Annotated in this window: 24 protein-coding genes and 3 tRNA genes; 16 read left to right on the top strand and 11 right to left on the bottom strand. The window is 67.2% G+C overall.

Features of this window, described 5'->3' with window-relative positions; all coding sequences use genetic code 11:
- Positions 1-165: 165 nt before the first annotated feature.
- The 4 genes from ACZ6SD_RS15420 to ACZ6SD_RS15405 all read right to left on the bottom strand — a co-directional run bounded on the left by ACZ6SD_RS15420 (position 166) and on the right by ACZ6SD_RS15405 (position 4,019).
- Positions 166-238: transfer RNA gene (locus ACZ6SD_RS15420), tRNA-Met, on the bottom strand.
- Positions 239-300: 62 nt separating this feature from the next.
- Positions 301-373, bottom strand: a tRNA-Thr gene (locus tag ACZ6SD_RS15415).
- Between the two features lie 65 nt (positions 374-438).
- The gene (locus ACZ6SD_RS15410; protein ID WP_465317588.1) at positions 439-3,102 is read right to left on the bottom strand and encodes a putative bifunctional diguanylate cyclase/phosphodiesterase; all 2,664 of its coding nucleotides are present in this window, start codon (positions 3,100-3,102) and stop codon (positions 439-441) included.
- 143 nt (positions 3,103-3,245) lie between these two features.
- Positions 3,246-4,019: a PhzF family phenazine biosynthesis protein gene (locus ACZ6SD_RS15405; RefSeq protein ID WP_465317587.1), complete on the bottom strand. Its 774-nt coding sequence runs from the start codon at positions 4,017-4,019 to the stop codon at positions 3,246-3,248.
- Between the two features lie 69 nt (positions 4,020-4,088).
- Between ACZ6SD_RS15405 and ACZ6SD_RS15400 the strand changes: the two genes are divergently transcribed.
- The 3 genes from ACZ6SD_RS15400 (at position 4,089) to ACZ6SD_RS15390 (ending at position 7,022) form a co-directional block, all read left to right on the top strand.
- Positions 4,089-5,000: a GNAT family N-acetyltransferase gene (locus tag ACZ6SD_RS15400; RefSeq protein WP_465317586.1), complete on the top strand. Its 912-nt coding sequence runs from the start codon at positions 4,089-4,091 to the stop codon at positions 4,998-5,000.
- 250 nt (positions 5,001-5,250) lie between these two features.
- A complete protein-coding gene (locus ACZ6SD_RS15395) occupies positions 5,251-5,787 on the top strand; it encodes a sigma-70 family RNA polymerase sigma factor (protein WP_091453994.1) in 537 nt (178 codons plus the stop codon).
- Positions 5,784-7,022 carry a hypothetical protein gene (locus ACZ6SD_RS15390; RefSeq protein WP_465317585.1) on the top strand — a complete coding sequence of 413 codons (1,239 nt, stop codon included), beginning with the start codon at positions 5,784-5,786 and terminating at the stop codon, positions 7,020-7,022. The genes ACZ6SD_RS15395 and ACZ6SD_RS15390 overlap by 4 nt, the downstream gene beginning before the upstream one ends.
- A 3-nt stretch (positions 7,023-7,025) precedes the next feature.
- On the opposite strand, the gene ACZ6SD_RS15385 is transcribed toward ACZ6SD_RS15390, so the two are convergent.
- Both ACZ6SD_RS15385 and ACZ6SD_RS15380 read right to left on the bottom strand, forming a co-directional pair.
- A complete protein-coding gene (locus tag ACZ6SD_RS15385; protein WP_465317584.1) occupies positions 7,026-7,214 on the bottom strand; it encodes a hypothetical protein in 189 nt (62 codons plus the stop codon).
- A gap of 938 nt (positions 7,215-8,152) precedes the next feature.
- Positions 8,153-8,233 (bottom strand) — tRNA-Tyr (locus ACZ6SD_RS15380).
- Positions 8,234-8,391: 158 nt separating this feature from the next.
- On the opposite strand from ACZ6SD_RS15380, the gene ACZ6SD_RS15375 reads away from it, so the two are divergent.
- Together ACZ6SD_RS15375 and rfbA are read left to right on the top strand one after the other, a co-directional pair.
- The gene (locus tag ACZ6SD_RS15375; protein ID WP_465317583.1) at positions 8,392-8,883 is read left to right on the top strand and encodes a YajQ family cyclic di-GMP-binding protein; all 492 of its coding nucleotides are present in this window, start codon (positions 8,392-8,394) and stop codon (positions 8,881-8,883) included.
- A 186-nt stretch (positions 8,884-9,069) separates the two neighbouring features.
- A complete protein-coding gene (gene rfbA / locus ACZ6SD_RS15370; protein ID WP_465317582.1) occupies positions 9,070-9,957 on the top strand; it encodes a glucose-1-phosphate thymidylyltransferase RfbA in 888 nt (295 codons plus the stop codon).
- Here the strand turns inward: rfbA and htpX are convergent.
- Together htpX and ACZ6SD_RS15360 are read right to left on the bottom strand one after the other, a co-directional pair.
- On the bottom strand, positions 9,954-10,838 hold the full coding sequence (gene htpX, locus ACZ6SD_RS15365; RefSeq protein ID WP_465317581.1) for a zinc metalloprotease HtpX: 885 nt from the start codon (positions 10,836-10,838) through the stop codon (positions 9,954-9,956). The genes rfbA and htpX overlap by 4 nt on opposite strands.
- 100 nt (positions 10,839-10,938) lie before the next feature.
- The gene (locus tag ACZ6SD_RS15360; protein WP_465317580.1) at positions 10,939-11,727 is read right to left on the bottom strand and encodes a siderophore-interacting protein; all 789 of its coding nucleotides are present in this window, start codon (positions 11,725-11,727) and stop codon (positions 10,939-10,941) included.
- A gap of 83 nt (positions 11,728-11,810) precedes the next feature.
- On the opposite strand from ACZ6SD_RS15360, the gene ACZ6SD_RS15355 reads away from it, so the two are divergent.
- Positions 11,811-13,172 (top strand): amidase, encoded by a 1,362-nt coding sequence (locus ACZ6SD_RS15355; RefSeq protein ID WP_465317579.1) that lies wholly within the window; start codon positions 11,811-11,813, stop codon positions 13,170-13,172.
- 353 nt (positions 13,173-13,525) lie between these two features.
- Here ACZ6SD_RS15355 and ACZ6SD_RS15350 read toward each other — a convergent pair whose 3' ends face one another.
- Positions 13,526-13,684, bottom strand: coding sequence for a hypothetical protein (locus ACZ6SD_RS15350; protein WP_465317578.1), 159 nt, complete (start codon positions 13,682-13,684; stop codon positions 13,526-13,528).
- 552 nt (positions 13,685-14,236) lie between these two features.
- Between ACZ6SD_RS15350 and ACZ6SD_RS15345 the strand changes: the two genes are divergently transcribed.
- From ACZ6SD_RS15345 to ACZ6SD_RS15330, 4 genes are all read left to right on the top strand, one after another.
- Positions 14,237-14,446: a hypothetical protein gene (locus ACZ6SD_RS15345; RefSeq protein WP_465317577.1), complete on the top strand. Its 210-nt coding sequence runs from the start codon at positions 14,237-14,239 to the stop codon at positions 14,444-14,446.
- A gap of 7 nt (positions 14,447-14,453) precedes the next feature.
- Positions 14,454-15,011, top strand: coding sequence for a hypothetical protein (locus ACZ6SD_RS15340; protein ID WP_465317576.1), 558 nt, complete (start codon positions 14,454-14,456; stop codon positions 15,009-15,011).
- A 996-nt stretch (positions 15,012-16,007) separates the two neighbouring features.
- Complete coding sequence (locus ACZ6SD_RS15335) at positions 16,008-16,586, top strand: hypothetical protein (protein WP_465317575.1); 579 nt, start codon at positions 16,008-16,010, stop codon at positions 16,584-16,586.
- A gap of 37 nt (positions 16,587-16,623) precedes the next feature.
- Positions 16,624-17,667 (top strand): DUF262 domain-containing protein, encoded by a 1,044-nt coding sequence (locus ACZ6SD_RS15330; RefSeq protein WP_465317574.1) that lies wholly within the window; start codon positions 16,624-16,626, stop codon positions 17,665-17,667.
- A gap of 17 nt (positions 17,668-17,684) precedes the next feature.
- Here the strand turns inward: ACZ6SD_RS15330 and ACZ6SD_RS15325 are convergent, their stop codons facing one another.
- The gene (locus tag ACZ6SD_RS15325; RefSeq protein WP_465317573.1) at positions 17,685-18,377 is read right to left on the bottom strand and encodes an HAD family hydrolase; all 693 of its coding nucleotides are present in this window, start codon (positions 18,375-18,377) and stop codon (positions 17,685-17,687) included.
- Entirely contained in the window at positions 18,374-19,216 is an 843-nt protein-coding gene (locus tag ACZ6SD_RS15320) for a GntR family transcriptional regulator (RefSeq protein WP_465317572.1), read from the bottom strand. Before ACZ6SD_RS15320 ends, ACZ6SD_RS15325 begins: the two co-directional genes overlap by 4 nt.
- Positions 19,217-19,410: 194 nt before the next feature.
- On the opposite strand from ACZ6SD_RS15320, the gene ACZ6SD_RS15315 reads away from it, so the two are divergent.
- From ACZ6SD_RS15315 to ACZ6SD_RS15290, 6 genes are all read left to right on the top strand, one after another.
- Complete coding sequence (locus tag ACZ6SD_RS15315) at positions 19,411-19,836, top strand: plasmid replication, integration and excision activator (protein WP_465317571.1); 426 nt, start codon at positions 19,411-19,413, stop codon at positions 19,834-19,836.
- The gene (locus tag ACZ6SD_RS15310) at positions 19,836-20,126 is read left to right on the top strand and encodes a hypothetical protein (protein WP_465317655.1); all 291 of its coding nucleotides are present in this window, start codon (positions 19,836-19,838) and stop codon (positions 20,124-20,126) included. Before ACZ6SD_RS15315 ends, ACZ6SD_RS15310 begins: the two co-directional genes overlap by 1 nt.
- A 402-nt stretch (positions 20,127-20,528) precedes the next feature.
- Complete coding sequence (locus ACZ6SD_RS15305) at positions 20,529-20,762, top strand: AMED_5909 family protein (RefSeq protein ID WP_465317570.1); 234 nt, start codon at positions 20,529-20,531, stop codon at positions 20,760-20,762.
- A 307-nt stretch (positions 20,763-21,069) separates the two neighbouring features.
- Positions 21,070-22,473: an FtsK/SpoIIIE domain-containing protein gene (locus tag ACZ6SD_RS15300; protein WP_465317569.1), complete on the top strand. Its 1,404-nt coding sequence runs from the start codon at positions 21,070-21,072 to the stop codon at positions 22,471-22,473.
- The gene (locus ACZ6SD_RS15295; RefSeq protein WP_465317568.1) at positions 22,470-22,862 is read left to right on the top strand and encodes a hypothetical protein; all 393 of its coding nucleotides are present in this window, start codon (positions 22,470-22,472) and stop codon (positions 22,860-22,862) included. Before ACZ6SD_RS15300 ends, ACZ6SD_RS15295 begins: the two co-directional genes overlap by 4 nt.
- Positions 22,859-24,457 (top strand): replication initiator, encoded by a 1,599-nt coding sequence (locus tag ACZ6SD_RS15290; RefSeq protein ID WP_465317567.1) that lies wholly within the window; start codon positions 22,859-22,861, stop codon positions 24,455-24,457. The genes ACZ6SD_RS15295 and ACZ6SD_RS15290 overlap by 4 nt, the downstream gene beginning before the upstream one ends.
- Positions 24,458-24,465: the final 8 nt, after the last annotated feature.

Below are 24,465 nucleotides of genomic sequence, written 5' to 3'. Positions count from 1 at the left end.
ACCCCCCCCACCCAACAACAAAACCCACACAACAACAACCCCCCCCCCCCCCCCTCTCCCCCCCCCCCCCCCCCCCCCCCGGTGGGGTCTGGGGGCTCCGCCCCCAGAAGTTATTGCGCAGCGAGGAGGTTGGCGCTCTGGAGCCAACACACTTCACCCATCGCGTAGCGGTGGCCGGACTTGAACCGGCGACACAGCGATTATGAGCCGCTTGCTCTACCGACTGAGCTACACCGCTTCGACATGGATCAAGCCGCGCCACACCGCTGATATTCCCGGTGTACCGCGGCCGAACCGTCGAGCCCCTTTACGGAATCGAACCGTAGACCTTCTCCTTACCATGGAGACGCTCTGCCGACTGAGCTAAAGGGGCCTTGTCCCTGGGGACGGGCGTTACTTTACACAGCTTCCCCGCCAGCTCCAAAACCGGGGGGTCGGTTACGACAGCAAGGTGAGCACCGTCTCGTCGCGTAGGCCCCTGGCCTGCGTTGTTCTGGCCTGGAGCCAGGCTTCCAGCCTGCTCTCGGACAGCGGGCGGGAGATCAGGTAGCCCTGCGCGATGTCGCAGCCCATGGCCGCAAGCTGGTCGCGGGCGGCGTCGTCTTCGACGCCTTCGGCTACGACGGTCAGGCCGAGGGAGTGGCCCAGTTCGACTATGGAGCGGACGACGGCCAGGTCGCCCAGGTCGGTGCCCATGCCCAGGACAAAGCTCTTATCGATTTTGACCTCGTCCACCGGGAGTTGACGGAGGTAGGCCAGGGACGAGTAGCCGGTGCCGAAATCGTCCACGGCCAAGACCACGCCCAGGGCGTGCAGTCTGCGCAGGACGGGGAGGGCGCGTTGGGGGTCGGCCATGACGCCGGACTCGGTGAGTTCGAGGGTCAGGAGTTCGGGTGGGACGCGGTGGCGTTCCAGGGCCGCGGCGACCCGGTCGGGGAAGGCCGGGTCGTCGAGGCTGCGGACCGAGAGGTTGACCGCGGCGGCGATGCGCAGGCCGCGGTCCATCCACTTGCGGACGCGGATCAGGGACTGGTCCATGACGAAACCGGTGAGGGCGTCGATCAGGCCCGCCGCCTCGACCGCGGGGACGAACTCGTCCGGGTCGAGTCGGCCGAACTCGGGGTGGCGCCAGCGGACCAGGGCCTCGACGCCGAGGACCTGGCGGCTGGGGAGGGCGACCTTGGGCTGGTAGTGGACCTTGACCTGGCCGGTTTCCAGAGCCTGGCGGAACTGGGTGACCAACTGGAAGCGCCGCAGGAAGATCTGGCCCATGGTGGGCAGGTAGGCGCGCACGGTGTCGCTGCCCGCGCGGGCGGCGCGCAGCGCGACGTCGGCGCGCTGCAACAGGGCGTCGACGTCGAGTTCCAGCGACGAGGTCTCGCCGTCGTCAGTGCGGGGAGTGGAGTAGCCGACTACCGAGTCGGCCTCGACGGTGAGCCGGTCGACCGGGTACGGGGCGGCGAGCCCGGCGCGCAGCCGCTCGGCGACCGCGTGCGCCTCCTCCGGGTCGGTGTCGACCAGCAGCGCGGCGAACTGGCCGCCTTCGAGCCGGGCGAGGGCGACCTCGGGGCCGAGGGCGTCGCGCAGCCGCCTGCCCGCCGCCACGACCATGCGGTCGCTCCAGGCGTAGCCGAGGGCGTCGCTGACGGTGGACAGGACGTCGAGGTCGATGCGCAGGACCACCGAATCCGGATGCTGCCGCAGCGGCTCACCGGCCGCGCGGCGGAAGCCGGGGCGGTTGAGCAGGCCGGTCAGCGGGTCGTGGTAGGCGTCGTGGCGCAGGGTGGCGAGGAGGCGGCGGTTGTCCATGGCGGTGGCCAGGTGGCTGGCCAGGGTGCCGATGAGCCGGTTGTCCGCCTGGCCGAAGCCGCGCCAGCGGGAGAGCTTGTCGTGCGCTTCGACCACGCCGAGCAGGTGGCTGGCGCTGCGCAGCGGGACGACCAGCGCCTCGTCCGCGCCCCGGCGCAGCAGCGCGTGCCGGACCTCCGGGATGGAGTCGCCGCGGCGGAAGTGCCGCACGTGCGAGCCGGGCAGGCGCAGCAGCGCGTCGGCGCGGGAGCCGGTGGCCTCGACCGCGTGCGTCTCGGCGGGCAGGTCGTCGCCGGAGACGACGGTGTGCAGCGGGAGTTGCGGGTCGAACCGCAGCCGCAGCACGACCCGGGCCGCGCCGAGCTGGTCCTTGATCCGGTCGGCGATGACCTGCCACTCGTCGGTGTCGGGCACTTCGGCGGCCTCGGCCGGGTCGGTCAGCCCGAGAGACGGCTTGGCCGCGGCCTGGTGACCGGAGCGGGCGACCATAAGACTGACTTCGGAAAGCGCCTCAAGATCCCGCTGTTCGCGCAAGAGGCCGGAGTAAGCGATGTAGAGGGCCGAGAGGCCGCCGAGCGCCAGCGCGAGCAGCGGCCAGCCCGCCTCCGCGTGCATGACGACCTGGTAGCCCACGACGCCGGTCGAGGCGTTGACCAGGCCGAGGACCAGGGTGCGCAGGACCAGCCGGACGGCCGCGTTGAGGCGCATCCGGCGGCCAAGGACGCGCACGCAGACCAGCGCGAGCAGGGTGCTCGACATCGGCGCGACCAGCGCGCCCGCGAGGGCGCCCGCCCAGGCCGGGCCGATGTGCGCGTTGGTGATCCAGTGCATGACGACGAACGCGCAGACGATCTCGAAGACCATCGCGCCCGCGTTGTAGAGGATGCGGTCCTGGACCCGGCGCACGAGCAGCGTGCCGACGCCAGCGACCAGGTGCGCGGCGAGCACCACCTCGAACGGCGCCACGAACAGCCCGATGACCATCGGGATCTCGCAGAAGGTGATCGACCAGGACACCCCGCTGCGCACGTCGACGTTGATGGCAAGCTGTTCAGCGAGCAGGAAGCCCAGCGCGAGCAGCAGCCCGATCAGCAGCAGCTGCGGCCGCGGCTGCGGTGGCAGCCACCACGACACGAGCCCGGCGGTGAGCAGGGCGGAAGTGAGCACGAAGACCGAGAAGAACAGGAAGCGCCGATTGGGCGCCGGGTCCTCGCTGAGCCATTGCTGGCTCTCCTGCGACGGCTCGGCCGACGGCGCCGGGCACTGATCGGCCGCGCCAGGGTGGTCCGGCATGCAACCTCCTCGAACGGCCGGTGGGTGGCGTGGGCGTCCACCCCCGCGCATGGCGAGTCCCCCGACGGCTCGCTGACTGTACCCCGATCAGGCGATCCAGGCACGTGTGCTAGTTACTCGCGGACACCATTCTTTCGCGCCGCTCAGCACGTGAGACGGCCGGAAAGCACAGTGACAGCGCGCCCGATCAGGCGTACTCGGTCGCCGTCGGGCACCACCGTGACGGTGCCGCCTCTTGCCGAAAGTTGCCTGCCGACCAGCACAGGCTTGTCCAACTCCGGCCCCCAGTGGGCGGCGAGCGCGCAGTGCGCGGAGCCGGTGACCGGATCCTCATCGATCCCGAAGGCCGGATAGAAGCAGCGGCTGACGAAGTCGGCGTCGACTCCCCCGAACGCGGTGACGATCACTCCTCTGGCCGAAAGCCTGCCGAACGCTGCGAGATCGGGCCGCACTGCCCGCACCTCGTCAGCCGAGCCGAGGCGGACCACGAAGTCGTCGCGCCCGCGCTGGACAGACACGATAGCGACACCGGGAAGCCCGGCGACCACCTCCGCGGGCGGCTCGACGGGTTCGAGCGAATCGGCGGGGAAGTCGAGTTCGATCCCCTCGGCTACCGCGCGGGCGGTAAGCACGCCGCTGCGGGTGGCGAACCGGCGGTCGCCGCCCAGGATGTGCGCCGTGGCCAGGGTCGCGTGCCCGCACAGGTCGACCTCGGTGGTCGGGGTGAACCAGCGCAGCGGGATCGGGTCGGCGCCGCGCACGTCGGCGAACGCGGTCTCGGGGTGGTTGAGTTCGGCGGCGACCCGCTGCATCCAGTCGTCGGGACGCGGCTCGGTGAGCAGCACGACCCCGGCGGAGTTCCCGCTGAACGGCCGGTCGGTGAACGCGTCCACGATGTGCGCCGCAAGATCAGCCATGCCATCGACCGTACTGCGATCCGCCGCTGATTCGCCGCTGATTCGCCGCCGCTGCGCTTCACTGTGCGCGTGGACTTGGACGCGATCGTCGACGAGCACGCCGCCCGGATAGCCGCGCTCGACCCGCTGCTGCCGCCGCCTCCGCCATTGGCTCCCGGGGCGGGGACCTTGCTGACCACGGGCGAGGGCGCGGCGATCGCCTGGTTTCAGGAGTCGCCGGTCGGCACGGCCGCGCGCAATTGGGATGCCGAGCGTCGGCACAACTTGGAGGTTCGCCTGGCGGGCGACGACCGGGCCGCCGCGCTCGGCGACCTGCTTGACCAGTGGTACGACCGTTTGCGCGGTCTGGTCGAGCCTGGGGATGCGGACTGCGCGGCGGTGGTCGAGCTGCCCAGCCGGGACACCGAGGCAGTGCTCGCGCTGGCGCGGCGTGGGTTCGCGCCGGTGAGTGTGATCGCTGTTCGACCCGCTGGTCGGGGAGTTCCGGGGGCTTCCGGTGTCCGCGTTCGTCCGGCGACGCTGGACGATCTTGACGCGGCGGTGGCGCTGAACCTGGAGGTCGTGCGGTACGACGCGCCGTTCAACAAGATCACTCCGCGGGGTGATGTCGTGGAGGCGTTGCGGAATCAGCTGCTGTTTCTGCTCGCGGAGCCGCGGCCGGTGGTGTGGGTGGCCGAGCGGGCGGGGCGGATGGTCGGGCTGGCGCACGTCCAGTTGCCGCCGACTTCCGGGTGGGCTCAGCGGTACACGAGTGCCGAGGGGGTCGGGTATCTCGCCTGCCTGGGGGTCGCCGGGGACGAGCGGGGCGACGGAGTGGGGAGCGCGCTCGCCGCGCGGGCGCATGAAGTGCTGGACGGGGCTGGGGTTTCGGTGACATTGCTGCACCACGCGCTGCCCAACCCGCGGTCCACGCCGTTCTGGTACCGGCACGGCTACCGTCCACTATGGACGACCTGGGTGCGGCGTCCGGTTTTTCGGTGAGTGCGGCCGGTCGCGCGCTGTCCGCTCGATGGAGTGGGCTTGGTTGACAGGAGGACGAGCGCGCCGCTCCCTCCCGTTCTCCCGACACATGGGGTGATCGCGGGGGTGTCGCGGCCATCGCTCGTTTGGGGGCGGTGTGGCCATGAAACGCTGATGCCTCAGGCAAGGCGACGCGCGGTGGTGGCGCGCCGAAAGATTTTCGAGAGCGCGGCAACCTTTTTCGCGGTGCTCGGATCTAGGGGAGTGAACTGTGCACGACCTGGCGGCGGCGGGAGGTGGCGTGCGCGGCGACCTCGACTTCGACGAGTTCGTGCGGGAGAGGTACGACCAGCTCTTGCGCTATGCCGTCATGTTGACCGGGCGCCGGTGGGATGCGGAGGAGGTTGTCCAGGAGGCGCTGTTGCGCTGTCTGCGCCGTTGGCGACGGGTTCCCGCCGATAACGCCGTCGCCTACGCGCGCAAGGCGATCTACCACGAGTTTCTGCGGGTGGCCAAGCGCAAGGCGGTTGTGCCGTTGGACGAGTTCGCCGAGCAGCTGGGGCTGGAGGACTTCTCCGGGGCGGTGGTCGACCGGGACCACGTGCTGATCGTGTTGCAGCAGCTGCCGCCGAGACAGCGGGCGGCGGTGCTTGCCCGGGTGGTGTTGGACCTGTCCGAGGCCCAGGCCGCGGCCGAGTTGGAGTGCACTGTCGGGACCGTGAAGTCGCTGACCAGCCGGGGGATGGCCCGGGTCAGGCAGCTGTGGACCGCCGAGCAGGCGGCCTCGCCGGGGAGGAGCAGGCCATGATCGCGGACGAGCAGGATCGCGCGGCGGCGGCCAGACTCCGAGCCGAGCTGGTCGGGATGGCGGTGCGCAGCCCGGACGGGCACGTCGAACGGGTGCTGCGGCAGGTGCGGGAACGCAGGCGGCGGCAGCGGCAGCAGCGGGTGCAGATCCTGACCGCGGCGGCCGTGGTCGTCATCGCGGTGGCGTGCGCGTCAGTGGTGCTGTGGCGGTCGGTGGAGCCGAACCCGAGAGTGGTGGCCGGGCCGGACCCGATCGTGGCCGCCGCCCCGGTCCTCGACTGGCCGTTACGCGGTGACCTCGCCGCCGACGCCGACCTGCTGGCCAGGGCCGAGACGGTGTGGCGGGAGTCGGACCGGGCCCCGTCAAGCCCGATCCACCCGGTCTACGCCGGGCAGTCGCCGAACCGGGCGGCGAGCTTCGTGGTCGTCGCGCTGGCCGCGCAGGACTCAGACGGGCGCGACCAGGTGGCGTTCGTGACCAGCCCGGTGAGCGTCAGCGGCGCCCCCGACCACAGCGCGCTGACGCTGCGCGCGGTCACCACCGTCGACGTCGGCCAACGCGGTGTCGGCTTCCTCGCCGTCCGCCCCGGGCCCGGCGACGAGGACATCGAGGGCGGCGGCCCGATCGGGTTCGCCATCGCCGCGCCAGGCGTGCCGGGCATCGAGGTGCGCACCGGGATGGTGGACCACCCGGCGCCGACGCCGAGCGTGGAGCCCGGGGTCGTCTGGCCGGTCCTCGCGCCCGGGGTCGGGGCGTGGAACGCGGGCCTGGAGATTCAGTCGGCGCCGGGGGCGGCGCCCACGGTGTTCCGCCTGGCCGCGGGCGTCGACGACCAGGAAACCGGCCCGGTCACCCTGACGACCGCCAACGGCGTCCTCCGCGCCGTCGGCGAGAACGTGCGACCGGGCGACCTCATCACCACCCCCGAGGGCGCCATCGGCGTCGTGACCGCCGCGGACGGCGAGGTGGACACCAGCCTCACCGCCATCGCGGCCGTGGGCAGCGTGCACACCGCCATCTCCGCCGTCCCAGGCCACCTGACCGGCGGCGACACGGTCCTGTTCACCCCCACCGCCCCGGGCGAGGTGGCCCCCGGCAACCGCGTCGTCCTCACCTGCCCCAACGGCGTCGCGGTCACCATCGCCACCCTCACCCGAGCGGGCGACACCTGGCAGGCCACCCCCGTCACCGACCCGACAACGGCCACCGCGGCGACGCGCGTCGGGACCAGGTAGCCCTCAGTTGGTCGAGGCCCACCCGTCGCCCCATACCCGGGCCCCCGCGTTCCAGTCCTTGGTGATCCGGAAGTAGTGCTCGTGGAACGGAACGAGCCCGTTCCAGCAGTACCCGTGGTAGCCCCCGCTCAGCGAATACCGCACCGGCAACCCGATCCGCGTGTCACTCCCGAACGCGTTCCACATCTCCACCCGCACCTCCCGCCACCAATACGACGAGTCGGTGCTCCCCGTGCCCCGCAAACTCACACAGGCCCGCCCCAACACCGAAGGCCAAAACGTCCGCGAAGCCAACGAGGTGGTGAAATCAAAGGAAAAATTGAACGGCAAACTCACCGCCTGAGCGACAAAATCCCCCGTCCCCGTAGCCCGATCACCCCCGTCATCGACCACCAACGCCAACTCAGGAGCCCCCGCGACGGGCCCACCAGCCACCGGTCTGGCCACCTCAGCCGGTTCCTTCCCCTTGCGTTCCGCCCCAGCCTCGGCCCCCGCCCCCACCAAAGCCACCACCAACAAGATCACAGTCGCCACCCGCTTCGCGCCGCCCACAACCCCTCCCACCCACACCCAAAGAACACAGAACGCGAAAACTAGCGGCGCACCCACACCACCCACGTCCATCATTCGGGTGACCACCCCGCAAAATGCGACAAACGCTCGCACCCCAGATCCCCAAAAAGCCTAAACAACACCCCCATCCGCCCGCCGACACCCACCAACCGAAGTGACCACATATTCGGCCCGACGTTTAGTGGTTGTGTCCAACCGACCAGGGGACCCGCCGAAGCGCACCGAGCCACGCCCGCCGAAAGCGAACGCCTTGGCCAACCCCGGTGAAGCCGCGTGCCCATGCACAGCACACTCCTGTATCCACCTCAAAACCGCGGGCGCCACACGAACCAACCACCATCGCGACGAACCCGGGGCACGGCTGATTCGGAACCGATCGCACCGTGGGCGACCCCGCAATTGGTTACACACCTCGCTGGCGCGAAGCGCCGAGCCCTTGGTCGGGCAGGGCTGGAATGGTCACCGATCGCACCGTGGGGGTCTGGGGGCTCGGCCCCCAGATACAACAACGGCCGACCAGGTTCGCGCTCTCCGCGAACACCAGTCGGCCGAGGCCGTGGCGGGTGAAGGATTCGAACCTTCGAAGCTTTCGCGACGGATTTACAGTCCGCTCCCATTGGCCGCTCGGGCAACCCGCCGGGGTGTCCAGTGCTGCTTGGACGACGGGAACCTTACCCAATGCCACCCGGTGAGTTCCAATCGGTCCCCCCTTGCGCGCGGGGGCGGGCTGGTGGGGGTGGCCGGCGGTAGCATCCGAGCCGTCCGAGGGATCACTGAGCGCGGAGGTGCGAGGCACGTGGCGGACCCGTCATTCGACGTGGTGAGCAAGGTCGACCGGCAAGAGGTGGACAACGCGCTCAACCAGGCGGCGAAGGAGCTCGCCACCCGGTTCGACTTTCGCAACACCGGGGCGCAGGTGAGCTGGTCCGGTGAGGAAGCGATCACGTTGCAGGCCGACACCGAGGAGCGGTGCGCCGCGGCGATCGAGGTGTTCAAGGAGAAGCTGATCAAGCGGGGGATCTCGCAGAAGGCGTTCGACGTCGGCGAGCCCGCGTTGTCGGGGAAGGTCTACAAAGTCACCGGGACGCTGGTGCAGGGCATCACGACGGAGAAGGCCAAGGAGATCGCCAAGAAGATCCGTGAGGAGGCCCCCAAGGGCGTCCAGGCGCAGATCCAGGGCGACCAGCTGCGCGTGTCCGGCAAGAAGAAGGACCACCTGCAGGAGGTCATCGCCCTGCTCAAGGGGGCCGATTTCGGCATCGCGCTGCAGTTCACCAACTACCGGTAGACAGCGCAAAACCGAGCAGCGGCAGCCCGCGCGGGGCGGGCATCGTGGCGGCCACGACTCGTCGGGGTCGCCATGGCGCCCGTCCCGGTAGCCTCGTTGTCGAGGGGACCTCGGGCGCGCTGGTCGGGCTCGGTCTCCACCGGGCTGGCGGGCCCCGACCCAGGACCAGACACGACAGGAGCCGTGATGAAGGGCATCGTCCTCGCCGGAGGTAGTGGGACCCGGCTGCACCCGATCACCCAGGCGGTGTCCAAGCAGTTGCTGCCGGTCTACGACAAGCCGATGATCTACTACCCGTTGTCGGTGCTGATGCTGGCGGGCATCCGGGAGATCCTGATCATCTCCACGCCCGCCGACCTGCCGAACTTCCGCAGGCTGCTGGGCGACGGCACGCAGTTCGGCGTGGCGTTCTCCTACGCGGAACAGGCCGAGCCCAACGGGCTGGCCGAGGCGTTCATCATCGGCGAGGAGTTCATCGGCGACGACGACGTGGCGCTGGTGCTGGGCGACAACATCTTCTTCGGGGTGGGTTTCTCCCAGTTGATGCTCGCCAACGTCACCGACATCGACGGCGCGGTGCTGTTCGGGTACCAGGTGAAGGACCCGCAGCGCTACGGCGTCGGCGAGGTCGACGCGACCGGCAGGCTGATCTCCATCGAGGAGAAGCCCGCCCAGCCCAAGTCGAACCGGGCGATCACCGGGCTCTACTTCTACGACAACGACGTCGTCAAGATCGCCAAGAGCCTCACGCCGTCGGCGCGGGGCGAGTTGGAGATCACCGACGTCAACCTGGAGTACCTGCGGCAGGGCCGCGCACGGCTGCTCGACCTCGGCCGAGGGTTCGCCTGGCTGGACACCGGCACGCACGACTCGCTGCTGGAGGCGGGGCAGTTCGTGCAGGTGCTGGAGCACCGCACCGGCGTCCGGCTCGCCTGCCTTGAGGAGATCGCGCTCGACCGGGGCTTCATCACCGCGGACCAGTGCTACGCGCTGGGCGCGAAGCTGGCGAAGTCCGGCTACGGCGACTACGTGATGGGCCTGGCCAAGGCGGCGGGCGCCGCCGGGCAGCCCTAGACCTGGCTCGGCGGCTGGCCCAGCGCCATCCGCTCCAACCGCAGGACGCGGTCGGCGATCGGCGGGTGCGTGGCGAACCGGCGCGCGAGGCCGTCGCCGGGGCGGAACGGGTTGGCGATCATCAGGTGCGACTGGGACACCACCGCGGGCTCCGGCGCGAGCGGGGCGGCGCGGGTGCCCGCGTCGAGTTTGCGCAGCGCGGCGGCCAGGCCGAGCGGGTCGCCGGTGAGTTTCGCGCCGGACTCGTCGGCCTGGTACTCGCGGGAGCGGCTGACGGCCAACCGCACGATCGTCGCGGCGATCGGGCCGACCACGGCGACCAGCAGCAGCGCGATCGGGTTGGCGCGGTCGTCGCCGTCGTCGCCGTCGTCGCCGAAGACGCCCGCGAGCATCGCCACGCTGGCCAGCGTGCTGATCGCGCTCGCCAGCGCGCCCGCGACACAGGAGATGAGGACGTCGCGGTTGTAGACGTGGGCGAGTTCGTGGCTGAGGACGCCGCGTAACTCGCGCTCGTCGAGCAGGTCCAGCAGCCCGGTGGTGCAGCAGACCGCGGCGTTGCGCGGGTTGCGGCCGGTGGCGAACGCGTTGGGCGCCTGGGTCGGGCTCAGGTAGAGGCGCGGCATCGGCTGGCGCGCGGCGGTCGCCAGCTCGCGGACTATCCGGTACAGCGCGGGCTGCTCGGCCTGGGACACCGGCCGGGCCCGCATGGCGCGCAGGGCGAGTTTGTCGGAGTTGAAGTAGGCGTAGCCGTTGACCGCGACGGCGACCCCGAGCCCGATGAGCAGCGCCGTGGTCCCGAACAGGGAGCTGACCAGCAGGATCATGGCGCTCAACCCACCGAGCAGGAGCGCGGTCTTGAGCCCGTTGACATGCCCGTGCATGAGTCCGCCTCCCCTGGTGTGAAACCTGTGTCTGGTCCGGAAGGCCAACGAGCACGTTCGCTGAGAAGTTCCAACCGGACAGTTCGGTCAGCCGCCCGCGTCAGTTGCCGCTCTCACCGAGCCGCCAGTAGGTCGTGGGCCGCACGCGCTGCCGCGGATAACCGCGCTCGGACAACAGATGCGTCCGCACCGCGAGCATCGCGCCGCGCTCCCCCGCCAGCCACACTTCGGGCGTGCCATCGGGTAGTTCGGCTGCCCTGATCGCATCGACAAGCACGGTGCTTTCGCCCGCGGGGACGCCGTCGCGGTGCAGCCAGGTGACCCCGGCGATCGGCTGTTCCTCCGCCGCGTCCGCCACCTCTACGTAGGCCAGAACGGGCTTACCGGGCGGCAGGACAGCGAGGATCGATGAGATGGCGGGCAGCGCTGTCTCGTCCCCGGCAAGCAGGTACCAGTCGGCGGCCGGGTCGGGCTGGTAGGCGGGCGACGGGCCGACGAAGATCATGTGCTCGCCGACCTGGACGCGCTCCGCCCACGCCGAGGCCGGGCCGGAGTCGCCGTGCAGCACGAAGTCGAAGTCGACCTCGTTGGTGACCGGGTCGTGCCTGCGGATGGTGTACGTGCGGGTAAGCGGGCGGACCTGCGACCAGAGCGCGCGGGCGGACTCCAGCGTCAGCGGCTCCGGCAACGCCGTGTCTTCCGGGTAGAAGTAGAGCATCACGTTCTGGTCGGTGCCCGCGCCCGCGAGGTCGGCCAACGAGTCGTCCTGGACGGTGACCCGCGCCAGACGCGGGGTGACCCGCTCGACGCGGACGACCGGGACCCGCCAGAGGCGGGTCTCCTGCCTGCGGGAACGTCTGCGGGCCGGGGCTTCGGATTCGCTGCTCATCACCGCTCATCCTCGCGCTCGGTCCGGTTGCAAGCCAAACCAGCTACCGTTCGTCGGAACGAACAGTGGCGAGGGGGACGGTCATGACGGTGACGCTGCGGTTCGCAGGCTTAGAGCAGTCCGTCGCACGACTTTCCGAAGGCTCGGTTAGCTCACTAGAGCTGGTTGAACAGGCTCTTACGCGGATCGCGGAGACCCAGCCCACGCTTAACGCGTTCCGGGTAGTGCGGTCGGCCTCCGCCCGCGCCGAGGCCCGCGAGGCCGACCGGCGGCTCGCCGCGGGCGAGCGGCTGCCGCTGCTGGGCGTCCCGATCGCGATCAAGGACGACGTGGACATCGCGGGCGAGCCGACCGCGTTCGGCTGCCCCGGCGACTTCCCGGCGGCGAGTGCGGACTGCGCGTTGGTGCGGCTGCTCAAGGCGGCGGGCGCGGTGATCGTGGGCAAGACCAACACCCCGGAGTTCGGGCAGTGGCCGATCACCGAGGGCGCCGCGTTCGGTGTCACCCGCAACCCGTGGGACCTGACCCGCTCCCCCGGCGGCTCGTCGGGCGGGTCGGCCGCTGCGGTGGCGGCCGGGATCGTGCCCGCGGCGGTCGGCTCGGACGGCGCCGGGTCGGTGCGCATCCCGGCGGCGTGGACGCACCTGGTCGGGATCAAGCCGCAGCGCGGGCGGCTGCCGGAGGGCGAACTGTTCCATGGCATCACCACCAGCGGCCCGTTAGCCCGCACTGTCGGCGACGCGGCACTGCTTCTAGACGTGCTAACCGGGCACGGTAGGACGACTTTCCGCGACGCCGTTAACCGCGAGCCGGGGCGGCTGCGGATAGCACTGTCGCTGCGTCCCGCGTTCACCGGTGTGCGTGGGGTCGTCTTGGACCCTCTTGTGCGTGAGTCGGTTGTGCGGCTCGCGCGGGTGCTGCGATCGCTGGGGCACGAGATCGTGGTCGCGGACCCGCCCTACGGCCTGATCGGCCTGAACTTCCTGCCCCGCTCCCTCGGCGGCGTGCACGACTGGCACGGCCGCGTGCCCGACTCAGCGCTGCTCGACCCGCGCACCCAGGACAACGGCCGGATGGGGCGGCTGCTGAGCGGCCGGGCACTGGCCGCGGCCCGCTCCACCCTGATCCTGTTCCAGCGCCGCGTCGCGCGGATCTTCGACCGGGTCGACGTCGTGCTGGCCCCCACCACGGCCCGGCCGCCGCTGCCGGTGGGCGCGATCGACGGCCTGCGCGGCTGGCGGACCGACCAGGAGATCATCCGGGCGTGCCCGTACGCGTGGCCGTGGAACGTGCTGGGGTGGCCCGGGGTCAACGTGCCCGCGGGCCTGACACCGCTGCCGGTGGGGGCGCAGTTGCTGGGACCCTCGGACAGCGAACCGCTGCTGATCTCCCTGGCCGCGCAACTGGAACGCGTCGAACGCTGGGCCGAGCAAATCCCGGCGTGAGATGGGCCTGCCACTTCAGGGAGCGGGCCCCGGGAAAGTCTGCTGCTGTTCATCCGCGAGGAAACACCCAGCGGACAGCCTTCGCCGAAGCGGCGTGTCGGTGACCGCGCACCAGGCAGCCCGCCCTGGTCGGGCCCCATCGCGACTCGGCCGCGCGCGAATCACGCCGCCGCGATTGCGCGGCAACGGCCCACGACGAGATGCTGCGGACAGTGCATGACCGGCCTGGGCGTCCCCGCATCCGAACGCCTGACCGGCCCTGTCGTCACCTTTGCTGCGGGCGCGCACAACCGCGCCGCCTCGCCACCGCGCCCGGTCCCCACCGGCGCAGGCGAAGGCGGTAAAACCGCTGGTCAGCCCTGCGGCGCGGTGAACACCGGCCCAGCCATGGCCGCCACGGCCCGCCTGACCTGCGGCGCCTGCGGGGTCTCCTCGTCCGGAACGCCCTGGAAGACCGGAACGGGCGCCTTCCGCTTCTGCTGCGGCGGGGTGGTCGGAATCTCTTGAGTCATGAACATCCTTCGTGTGATGGCCCGCCTGGCCTCCGACCTCGACTGAGGGGAGTTCGCGGGAAGCGGCCCAAAGACCGCGGGCAAAACCCGGCGACTGAGGCCGGTCACCACCGACTGTACGCGATGATCGACCGGTCGTGGTCAAAATATCGCCCGCCGTGACAGCGCGCCGGACCATCCGATCACAGGGCCACGACACTCCCGGCCCGCTCCGCGGCCCGCCGACGCTGGCTCAGCCGGGCGGCCTCCCTCGCCCCCTGCTCGTGTCAGCAGCAGGCTGGTACTTCTACCGCGACGACGCTTACAGCGCACTGATGGCGTTGTGTGTGCCCGGGGTCGTAAAACTGGCCGCCTACCCTTTGGTACCTGCGCGATCTCCGCCGCACCGAGCGTGACCGATGACGGCTTCCACGACCTAGCCGGACAAGATCGACATGACGTAGCACGACCGGGTGACGTTGTCCGTCTCTCGCCCTGGCCGCGACCTCGGCAGACGTTTATTGTCGGTGGTACGTGGCAGGCTGGCTTCAACGACTTGGGGAGGGAGCCGACATGGGCAACAGCGTTGCGGCAGATGTCGAGATCGTTGAACTGACAGCGGAAGAGGCCACTACCGCGTTCGATGCCATCGCTCAGCGTGAGATGGGCATCTCGGGCGAGGAATTCCTCAACCGCTGGGACGCAGGCGAGTGGAGCGACCAGGACTTGGACGAAGTCCCTGGCCTCGTGGACGTCTGGATGAGCCTGCCACTGGTGCGGTGACTCCGCGGTGCCCGGACGGACTCCAGAAGAAGCCGTACAGAACTTTTTGAAGCCCTTGCAGGCCGCCCTCAAGGTTTTGGATGGCCATGCGAACATCACTGTCGCCAAGAAAGGCGGCTTCCGAAAGGGTGTCACCTACGAGTGGTCACTCAACGCAGGCCGTGGCATGACCCTCGCTCGAACCGGGACATTTTACGCCTCGATGCGCTTTGAAGTAGTAGATTCAAACCCTGTCGAGCACGAAGAGGCGCACCGGGGGAACCTGCGCTGCTCATCAAGGGCCTACAACTACAAGCTTTCCACGCCACGCGGGTCTGACCTCTGGCGCATACACTGGCACCCCACCGGAACCAGTCCAGTAAAAGATCCACACCTGCACATTCCCCCAGATCTCGATCGCCACCTCCCTACCGGGAGAATCACTTTTGAACAGGCCATCAAGTGGCTCACCGAATATGACGCACCCCTCCGGGTGGCGAGAGATCAAGCCTTAGAGGAACTGGCGAAAGCCGAAGCCGGACATCTGCTCTACCGCTCTTGGTCTGACATACCCGTCAAAAACTAGCCCAGCGTCCCCAAGACGAGGACTTCTCGACTCCGGCACGACACGTCAGCCGCAACTCCCACATGGGGCGGCCTGCCCGGCGAGGGTATCCTCGTCGTTTGACGCCGGGTCCCGTGGAGACTCCGAGGACGCCGATCGCGTGTCACGTGTGCTGCTATCGCCTGCACAGCCTCTTAATCCCACGGGTTTTGGCCTGAAGACCTTGGGCGCCCCGGTGCGCCGTTTGAGGCGACATCGCATGATCGCATAATGCGGGATTCGGACAAGGCGCGCGGCCGCGGCAACAGCTATCCCCGGAGTTCCATCGTGCAGGCCCTCGCCCTAGCGCCTACAGCCCGGTCTACCTGGGGAAACGCACCATTTTAAGATCATATAGACCTCGGCGTTCCGCGCCTGTTCCGTGCCCAAGCTTCACCGCGTCTATCGTCTCGCTCCCGTCACGTTCGCCGGACAGCCACCCCTGCGGGTAACGCCCCTTGCCGCTGTGACGACGGCAACACGACACTGTCGTACGCGCGAAGGGGTGATCAGTGCTGCCAGTCGGTCGTACCGCCTTCCCCAGGCGGCCACCTCACGTCCCCGTGGTGCGGTCCGCGCCAACGTTTCCGGCACCGCCACCCCGAGTAGGGCGCGGACCGTGCCGCGGGCTCCCAGGGGTCCAGGGGCAGGGTGCCCCTGGTACCACTCAGGTCAGCTTCTCAGAGCGTCCCTCCGACTTGGCACCCATGGCGGATCGACGGCCCCGATCGTCCTGGTCCTCGTCGCCGGACGACTCTCCAGTTCCCGTGCCGCCTGCGCGGTGCGGCGCGCCCCGGGACCAACAGTCGGAGGCCGTGCCGCGCGCCCGCGCGGGCGTAGCGGAGCGGAAGCCCGCGCCGTGGCGCGATGGATACGAACCCCCGACTGACGGGACAGGCCAACGCGCGCCGCGCCGCGCAGGCGGCGCGGCCTTGATCCTCTAGAGCCAAGTTCTGCAACTAAACAGGGACTCGATTCTTGTGCCTGAAAACCAAAGAAACCGAAGGCGTAAATAGATTGCTTCATATTCCAGCTGCAACAATGGAGTCATCAGAGCGAGTCAAGAGGTTCAAGGAAAATTTGTCAGTCCGCACAGATGATGAGGATTTCGTCCGCCGCTTCATATTGCATGGGGCATGTTTTGCCATGAACGACCAGGTTCACTACGATCTCAAGGAAAGGATCTCGTCAAAATTTTCCATCGATTCAGCGACGGATATTTTTGTCGTAGGATCGGCGAAATTAGGTTTCAGCATCGCACCTTCAAAGCGATTTCGCCATTTCGGCGAAAGCTCAGATATTGACGTTGCCATCGTCAGTCATGAGCTCTACAACAGAATATGGCATGAAATTCATCAATACAAACTATCGGGAGCCGACTGGCCTAAACGGGAATCGTTTGAGTCCTATTTAGCGTGGGGATGGATTCGCCCGACAAGCTGCCCGGTGGGCACAATTTTCATTTCACCAATATTTGGTGGGATTACTTTAGAAAACTGCAAGCCGACAGGGTCGGTGGCCCCTACAAGGTACGAGGAGCACTTTATCATGATTTAAGCTTCCTTATAAAATACCAGAGCGATGCAGTCAGCCTGTGCAGACAGCAGGAACAATTGGAGCAGCTTTGATGCAGACATCCGCCACTAATAAGCGCCTTCGTCTTATCTTGACCGGAATTCGAGACAAGACCGTAATTCCGAATCCTCATTTTCAGCGTCGACTTGTTTGGTCCAACGAGCATAAAGTAGCATTCTTGGACACAGTGTTGGCGGGCTTGCCTTTCCCTGAAATATTTACCAGCGCGGGACAAGTTGACCCTGATACCGGCGACGGTAAAGAACTAATCGTTGACGGCCAACAGCGAATTACCACCTTATACCAGTACTTTACGGCCTCCGAGACGCTGAGTCTCCCCGATAGGATACCCCCTTACTCCAAGCTAAGCTCAAAACAAAAAATCGAGTTCCTCGAATACGAGGTAGTGGTGCGTGACCTCGGTCCCCTCAGCGAAGATGAAACAAGAGATATCTTCCAAAGAATCAACAGCACTAAGTACTCGTTGAATGCCATGGAAGTCAACAACTCTAGATTCGACGGTGCATTAAAGCAGTTCGCAGAAGAAATTGCCAGCAGTTCGTTCTTCGTGAACAACAAGTTTTTTTCGGCCCTGGACGGCCGACGCATGAACGATGTAAAATTCGCCCTGACTCTTATCATCACCATGCTCAGCGGCTACTTCAACCTCGACAACGAGCATGAAGCCTACCTCGTTAAATACAATGACGATTTTCCGAACGCCGAAGAAGTCCGGGTACGTCTATACCAAGTATTCGATTTCATCAAGGAATGTGGATTCGATCGGCAGTCGAGAATCTGGCAGAAAGGACATATGCTCACGGCAATAATTGAAATAGATCATTTGTTGACTTCTACTACAGGCACCCTAAGCAGCTCGAAGACCAAGCAGGCCCTCGAAGAATTCTACCAAGAAGTGAACACCGTTCCTGAGTCACGTAGCCCTAGCTTGGATGCAGCAGAGTACTATAGGAGGAGCCGCTCCGGGCTGAATAACCGCAGTAATAGGATCAGTCGAGGAGAGGTCCTGCAAGGAAGATTACGTGCGGCGCTTACTTCGTGACATCCAACTTCTGACAGCTACGAAAATAGAGAGCTGTGAGGAAGTACGGTCACGACCGCGTCCGCCACGTTCAGAAAACGGTCAACTTTACTTCGCCGGTTGGCGTAGCCGATACAACACACACCCAACATCTGTCCAGCTTGGATGTCACTTTCGGAATCACCAATAAAAGCGGCACTACACGGGGGTATCGAAAGTGCATGCAGCACATTCTGCAACAGATACGGGTTCGGCTTTAGCTTCGTAGGATCGGGGAAGTCTCGCGCCGAAATTGCAGTAACCACTTCCATCAGGTCGTGACGGAAGCAGTACGTTTCAACCGCCAACCGACTATTGTTGCTAACAATGGCGAGGGAACGACCGGTTTCATGCCAAGCACGCATGAGGTTGTGCGCCCCTGGCGTAGGAACAGCGCTGCTTATGGCATCAACCTCATGAGCCGCGAACGCTGCTTCAACATAGCGGGCTTCATCGGAGTCAAGGGTAGCGGCGTAATGGAGAACGTCGAACGGGTCATGAGTCGCGCAAATGCGCCCAGGCAGGGTGTGGCCCGCCCGGCTCAGAATATTGCGAAGCTGCTCAGCGACAACCCGAGCGGGAAACCCCGCAAAAACTGAACAGACGGGGCCGTCAAAGTCGAGTAGGAGCGCATCGGATCTAGCGAAGATACGGCGAACAGTGTTCCAATCGTCCACAGGCGGCGTCGTCACGGTGTGAACTCCACGGAGACGGTGTTCCACATGCTGTTGAACCAGGTTTGGGCTTGGTCGACGTATTGGCTGCCGGTGCTGGTGTCGTCGTCGGTGGCTGAGTGGTGGAAGAGGATGGCGTCTTTGCCCATGAGGTCGTAGATGGGTGTGGGGGTGTCGCCGAAGGTGAGGATGTGTTCTCGGACGGGGTAAAAGCCGAAGAAGGTTTCTTCGCCGTTGATGATGTAGAGCTTGAACAGGGGGGCTGCGTGGTGGACGCGGACGGTGGCGCGGGCTTCTTTGATAAGGCCGAGTGAGCCCAGCTCGTTGACGGTGTCGGTTATGGCGCCGATGTGGCGGTGCATGATCGCGGTTGCGCGGGCTCGGAACTCGGGGCTGTCGGCTAGGTCTTCGACGCGGCACGGGATGGCTAGTGGTGCTCTGGTGTCGGGGATGAGGATGCGGACATGGATGGACTCCGGGCGTAGGCGTCCTTCGCGGATCTTGTCGAGGGGTTCTTGCATCGCGCCGTGGAGGGTTTCGCCGGAGAACCCGGCGAAGTCGATGGTGACGTGTTCGGTGGCGAAGGCGCGTTCGATGTGGGGGCGCAGGCCGACAGGGCGCTCTGTGCGTTCGCGGACGAAGACGCCGCTGCCCTGGCGGGAGACGATCAGGCCCTCGTCGCGTAGCTCACGTAGGGCGTTCTGCACGGTCATGGGGGCGACGTTGTAGGTCTTGGCCAGCTCGTTGCGGGAGGGGAGCTTGTCCCCCGCGCTGAACTTCTTGGTCAGGATCGCCGCCCGTAGGGCGTTGGCGACCTGCACATACGGCGGTCGCGGGTCGTCTGGGTCCAAAGCCATGAAGATCCCTATCCGTGCCTCGTGGGTGTGGCGATCTCGAAATTGCCACACCCAGTCTGACTTTCGGCGTAGGGCTTGTCTAGCTGACCTAGCGAGCTAGCCGTCTTCCGCCACCGTTGACATGTCTAGCCAAGCTGGCGTACCGTCCCTACTTGTACAGCTCGACTAGCTCAGTTAGACAGGTGGAGGTCGCTATGCCGGTCATCCCTACTCGGTTCGCGGTGGAGTTTGGGGAGGTGTTCCCGCTGGGTGCGTTCGTGCTCGGTGTGGAGCCGTCGATGGCGTTCTCGGACAACCCGGGGGCGGCGAAGGTGCAAGAGCGGGACAAGGAGACGGGGCAGCTCGTCTGGGTCGTGCGGGCGTTGGACGCGAACAGTGAGGCTGCTCGGTTCGGGGCTGAGTTCAAGGTGAAGGTGACCGCGGATCACCAGCCGGTTCCGCCTCCTGCGGCCAACGGGTTCCCGTTCGCGGCGGTGGAGTTCGAGCGGTTGACGATCACTCCGTATGCGAACAACAAGGGGCGGGTCGCTTACAGCTTCCGGGCCTCGGGGATGCGGGCGCCTGGTGCTGCTCGTGCGGGCAAGCCCGCCGCGGGCGTTGAACAGAAGAACGCGGCGTGATGACCGGGCGGGCGTCTCGTGAGGCTGTCGCCCGCTGGAACCTCGCGTATGCGGAGCAAACGGCGGCCATGTTCGCGGCGGCTGGCCAAGAGCCTCCGGACGGAGACGCGATCCGTCGTCTTGCCTCTGCTTACGCCGCTGTCGCGGCTGCGTGGCGGACCTTGGCCGCTGAGTTGGCCATCCCGTTGTGGGCACGCCACGCGGCTGCGATCGCCGCCGAAGAGTTCGACCGTCGCGCGGGCATGGAAGACCTGCGCGACCAACAACAGGGCGGGAGGCCCGAACAATGACGGTGAATGTGACGTGTGCTCCGGGTCGGGATGCGTGGGCTGGGTTTGTGGCTGGGAGTCCGGCGTTGGTGCTTTACATGGGCGTTGTGAGTGTGACTGTCCAGTGTGAGCAGGGGCCGGATGGTCATCTGTATTTGGCGAACTTCTGCCGGGGTCTGGCTCGTGAGGCGGCTCGGATGGCGGCGGTGGTGGACCCGGATGGTGAGGCCGCGCCTGCGGAGGGGCTTGGGCCTCGGCATCGGTTGGTCACCGGTGACGATGGTGATTCCGGGGCGGGGTACTGATGCTCGGTGCGATGGCGGGTGCTGGGCTGGGTGCACGTGGTCGTGCCTTCCCTGTGGGAGGGAGGGTGTTGTGGCGGCTGCCTCGGTTCAGCGGTGGAAGTCGACGGGGCCTGTGCCTTTGACGTTGGCCGGTGCGCGGGAGTACGTGCAGCCTGGGCCTGAGCGGTCGGCGTCGCGGAAGGAGTGGATTTCCTTCTATCAGCACTGCGCGACGGTGTTCCGCAAGGTCGCGGGCACCGATCCCCGGCACACGCATGAGGCGATGGCGGAAGCGGCCATTGCCAAGGATTGGGCGGCGAAGCTCCAAGAGAACCGGGAGAAGGTGGGGCCGGAGGCGTACTACATCCCCTGACAGTCCGTATCGGACAGATGAGTTGATCACGCGCTGGTCGCGTGGCGATGCCGCACGCCTGTGTTGCGGCGCAACAACTGTAAGGCACAGAAGCGGATGATGGTTGGTCGCCGTTCCGCTTCTGTGCTGTCCACACCAGACACTGGAGTAGACAAGTGATCACGTTAGAGCAGAGCGCTCACACAGCGCTAGTCGGGTCCACCGGTCGGCGTAGCGGGGGTGGGTTCTGATGGGGCGCAAGGAAGGTTCCCGTTGGGTGGACCCGGCGCCGTTGGAGGTGTCACGTCCTAGGTTGCCGTGGTGGACGATGCTGCCGACCGGGGCGAAGGTCGCCCTGCTGCCGTTCGCAACCCTGTGGGTTGCCTGCTGGCTGGTCTGGCAGGCGGGCAAGGTGATCCGCCGGTATCCGTTGGCCGTGACGGTGTTGGTGCTGGTGGTGTGGGGTTGGGCCACGGTCGGCGAGTGGGCGGTGACGGTGATTGGTGGTGTGTTGCTGGTCGGGTTCTCGGCCTGGTGGTACTGGTGGCCCGACACTTTCGAGCGCTACGCCCTGGCCCTCCCCCGCACCGAGATGCGCCGGTTCTGGGTGTATTCCTGCCAGTGGCGTTCGGTGATGCGCTTGTCGGATTTGGTGAAGGACAAGCGCGGCCGGGAGTATCGGCCCAGGTTGGGCAGGGTTCGGGCGCAGGGCTGGCGGGACTGTGTGAGGGTCCGGATGGTCAAGGGTCAGGCACCTGAGCAGTGGGAACTGCGCGCGTCGGGGTTGGCGCACTCGTTCCGGGCGAACTCGTGCCGGGTGCGGGTGGTTCGGCCGGGAACGATCGAGCTGGACCTGATCCACTCCGACCCGTTGGCCGCTGCCGTGCCTGCCCCGGTGTTGTCGGAGAACCCGGCGTCGGTGGATCTCAAGCGCCTGGTCGTGGGCCGCACCGAGACGGGTAGGCCGTTGCGGCTGCGGCTGCTCGGGACCCACGTGTTGGTGGTCGGTGTCTCCGGGGCCGGTAAAGGCTCGTTGCTGTGGTCGGTGGTTCGGGCGCTGGCTCCCGCGATCCGAGCGGGGCTAGTGCGGCTGTACGGGATCGACCCCAAGGGCGGCATGGAGTTGGGGCAGGCGCCGCACGTGTTCCACCGGGTCGTCTACGACAACGGTGAAGAGGCCGTGGTCATGCTCGAAGAACTCGCCGTAGAGGTGAAGCGGCGGGCCGGGTCCTACCGGGGGCTGCGGCGCTCGTGGTCACCGAACACCGGGGACCCGTTCCTGCTGCTGGTGGTCGATGAGCTGGCCGACGTGATCGCGTACCAGACCGACAAGGGGTTGCGGGATCGCGCGGTGCGGGCGGTGCAGGCCATCACCTCCCAGGGGCGGGCTCCGGGGGTGTGCGTGCTGGGGCTGTTGCAGGACCCGCGCAAGAAGATCATCGGATTCCGGCACCTGTTCTCCACCCGCATTGCGATGCGGCTGGACGAACCCGCGCAGGTCGACATGGTTCTCGGCGACGGCGTGCGCCAACGCGGTGCCGCCGCGCATGAGATCAGCGAGCACACACCTGGGGTGGCCTGGGTCAAGGAGGACGGCAAGCGGGAACCGGTGCGGGCACGGGCCTTCCATGTCACCGATGACGACCTGGCCCAGCTCGTCGGATACGTCACGGGGCAACCGGTGATCGAGGCGGCTGTTGTCGAGCTTCCGAGCAGGGGTGAGGCGGCATGACCGCGATCATCGACGCGCTCCATGCCGTCACCGACCACATGAGCACCCACGACCTGCCGGAAGTCGTGTCGGTGGAAGCCCGGACCTACAGCGAAGAACAGGTAGTCGTCCAGCTTCCGGGCGGGTCCTTCACGGCCACGGCTGCGGCGCTGGTGCGGTGGGCGGGCACCCTCACCGACGTCACCGCGCACGTGTGGCGTGTCCCCCACGGGGAAACGGTGCACCTCGACGTGGCGGGCGCGCTGTCGGACGGGACCTCGGTTCGGGTGTACGACAGCGTCGACCATGACCCGGCTGTGTTCGGCGACTTGCAGCCTGGCGGGCGGCAGAGCGTGGGCCTGTCCGTGCTGCGGGCCTGGGCCGCCGATGTTCCGGGGGTGGCGGCATGACCGCGCCTGTATCGGTGCCCGGTGGGACACGGGCGGAGCGGATGCGCCAACCGCTGGTGCTGGATGTGGTGACCGCGACGGCGGAGAAGTACGGGGTCTGTGTCCGGCCGTTCACGATGGAGGTCGGCGACCTCGACTCCGGGGAGCTGCGGCATGTCCCGGTCCCGTGCGGGTCCACAGTGGAATCGGTGTGCGGGCCGTGCGCTCGCAAAGCTCGGGCGCTGCGGATGGTCCAGTGCCGCGAGGGCTGGCACCTGGCCGACGAACCCGTCTTCGACACAACCCCACCCACCCGGGAACAAACCCAGTTGATGGAGTTCCGGGCCGATCTCGTCACCGAATACCGGGCCGCTGTCGAGGAAGGCCAGGCGGGGCACGCGGACGAGCTGCGAGAGGAAATCCGCTCCGTCGATGACGAACTACGGGCACTCGGGGTCCGTGGACGGCTGCCCTCACCAGACAGGCCCGGCAAGCGGGCACCGAAACGGTCGACCAGGCGGCGGCAGGACGCGCCGAACCTGCCCCGCCGCAAAGTGGAGAAGCGCACCGTGGGGCGGGAGTACGCGGGCGGGTTCCGGCCCTCGATGTTCGTCACCCTCACCTGCGACAGCTATGGGCCGGTCCGCCCTGATGGGACACCGGTCAACCCTGGGCGGTACGACTACCGGCGGGCGGCTCGGGACGCGGTGCACTTCGCCTCCCTGATCGACCGGTGGTGGCAGAACCTGCGCCGCGTCGTCGGCTGGGACGTGCAGTACTTCGCCACCGTCGAACCACAGAAACGAGCGGCGCCGCACCTGCACACCGCGATCCGCGGCTCCATCCCACACGACGTGCTCCGACAGGTCACCGCGGCCACCTACCTGCAAGTCTGGTGGCCACCCCACGACGAACTCACCTACACCGGGAACAAGGTCCCCACCTGGGACGGGGAACGGTTCGTGGACCCCGACACCCGGGAACCGCTGACCCCATGGGCCGACGCGCTCGACAACGTCCAACACCCGGCGCACGTCTCCACCTTCGGGGCACAGGTGCACTCCAAAGGCATCCTCGGCGGCACCGAACAAGCCGGACGCCACATCGGATACCTCACCAAGTACCTCACCAAATCCACCGGTGAAGTCATCGAATCCGGCACCGACCGCCAACGGGCACACCACGACCGCCTGCACCAGGAACTGAGCATCACCCCCTGCTCACCCCGCTGCGCGGTCTGGCTGCTCTACGGCATCCAGCCACTGGGATGCACAAGCAAGACAACCCCAGGGCACTGCAAGGGCCGCGCCCATCGGCGAACAACCCTCGGCCTCCCAGGTCGACGGGTCCTCGTATCGCGCAAATGGTCTGGAAAGACCCTCGCCGACCACCGGGCCGACCGGAAAGCGTTCGTAGTCCAGGCCCTCGCCGCAGTCGGCATCGAGAAGCCCGAACCCGACCGGACACGCCTGGTCTGGCACAAGGTCAAACCAGGCGACCCAACCGTGCCGCCACGCGCACACCTGCTCATGCACGCCATATCCGAACGCATCCGATGGAGAGCCGAATACGACGCGGCGTTGCTCGCGGCAGATGTTTCAGCAACCGCGGCCTGAGGGGGAGC

The sequence above is a fragment of the Actinokineospora sp. NPDC051303 genome (assembly GCF_055586285.1).
Note: the sequence above shows the minus strand (reverse complement) of the source record. Positions and strands in the feature narration are given on the sequence as shown.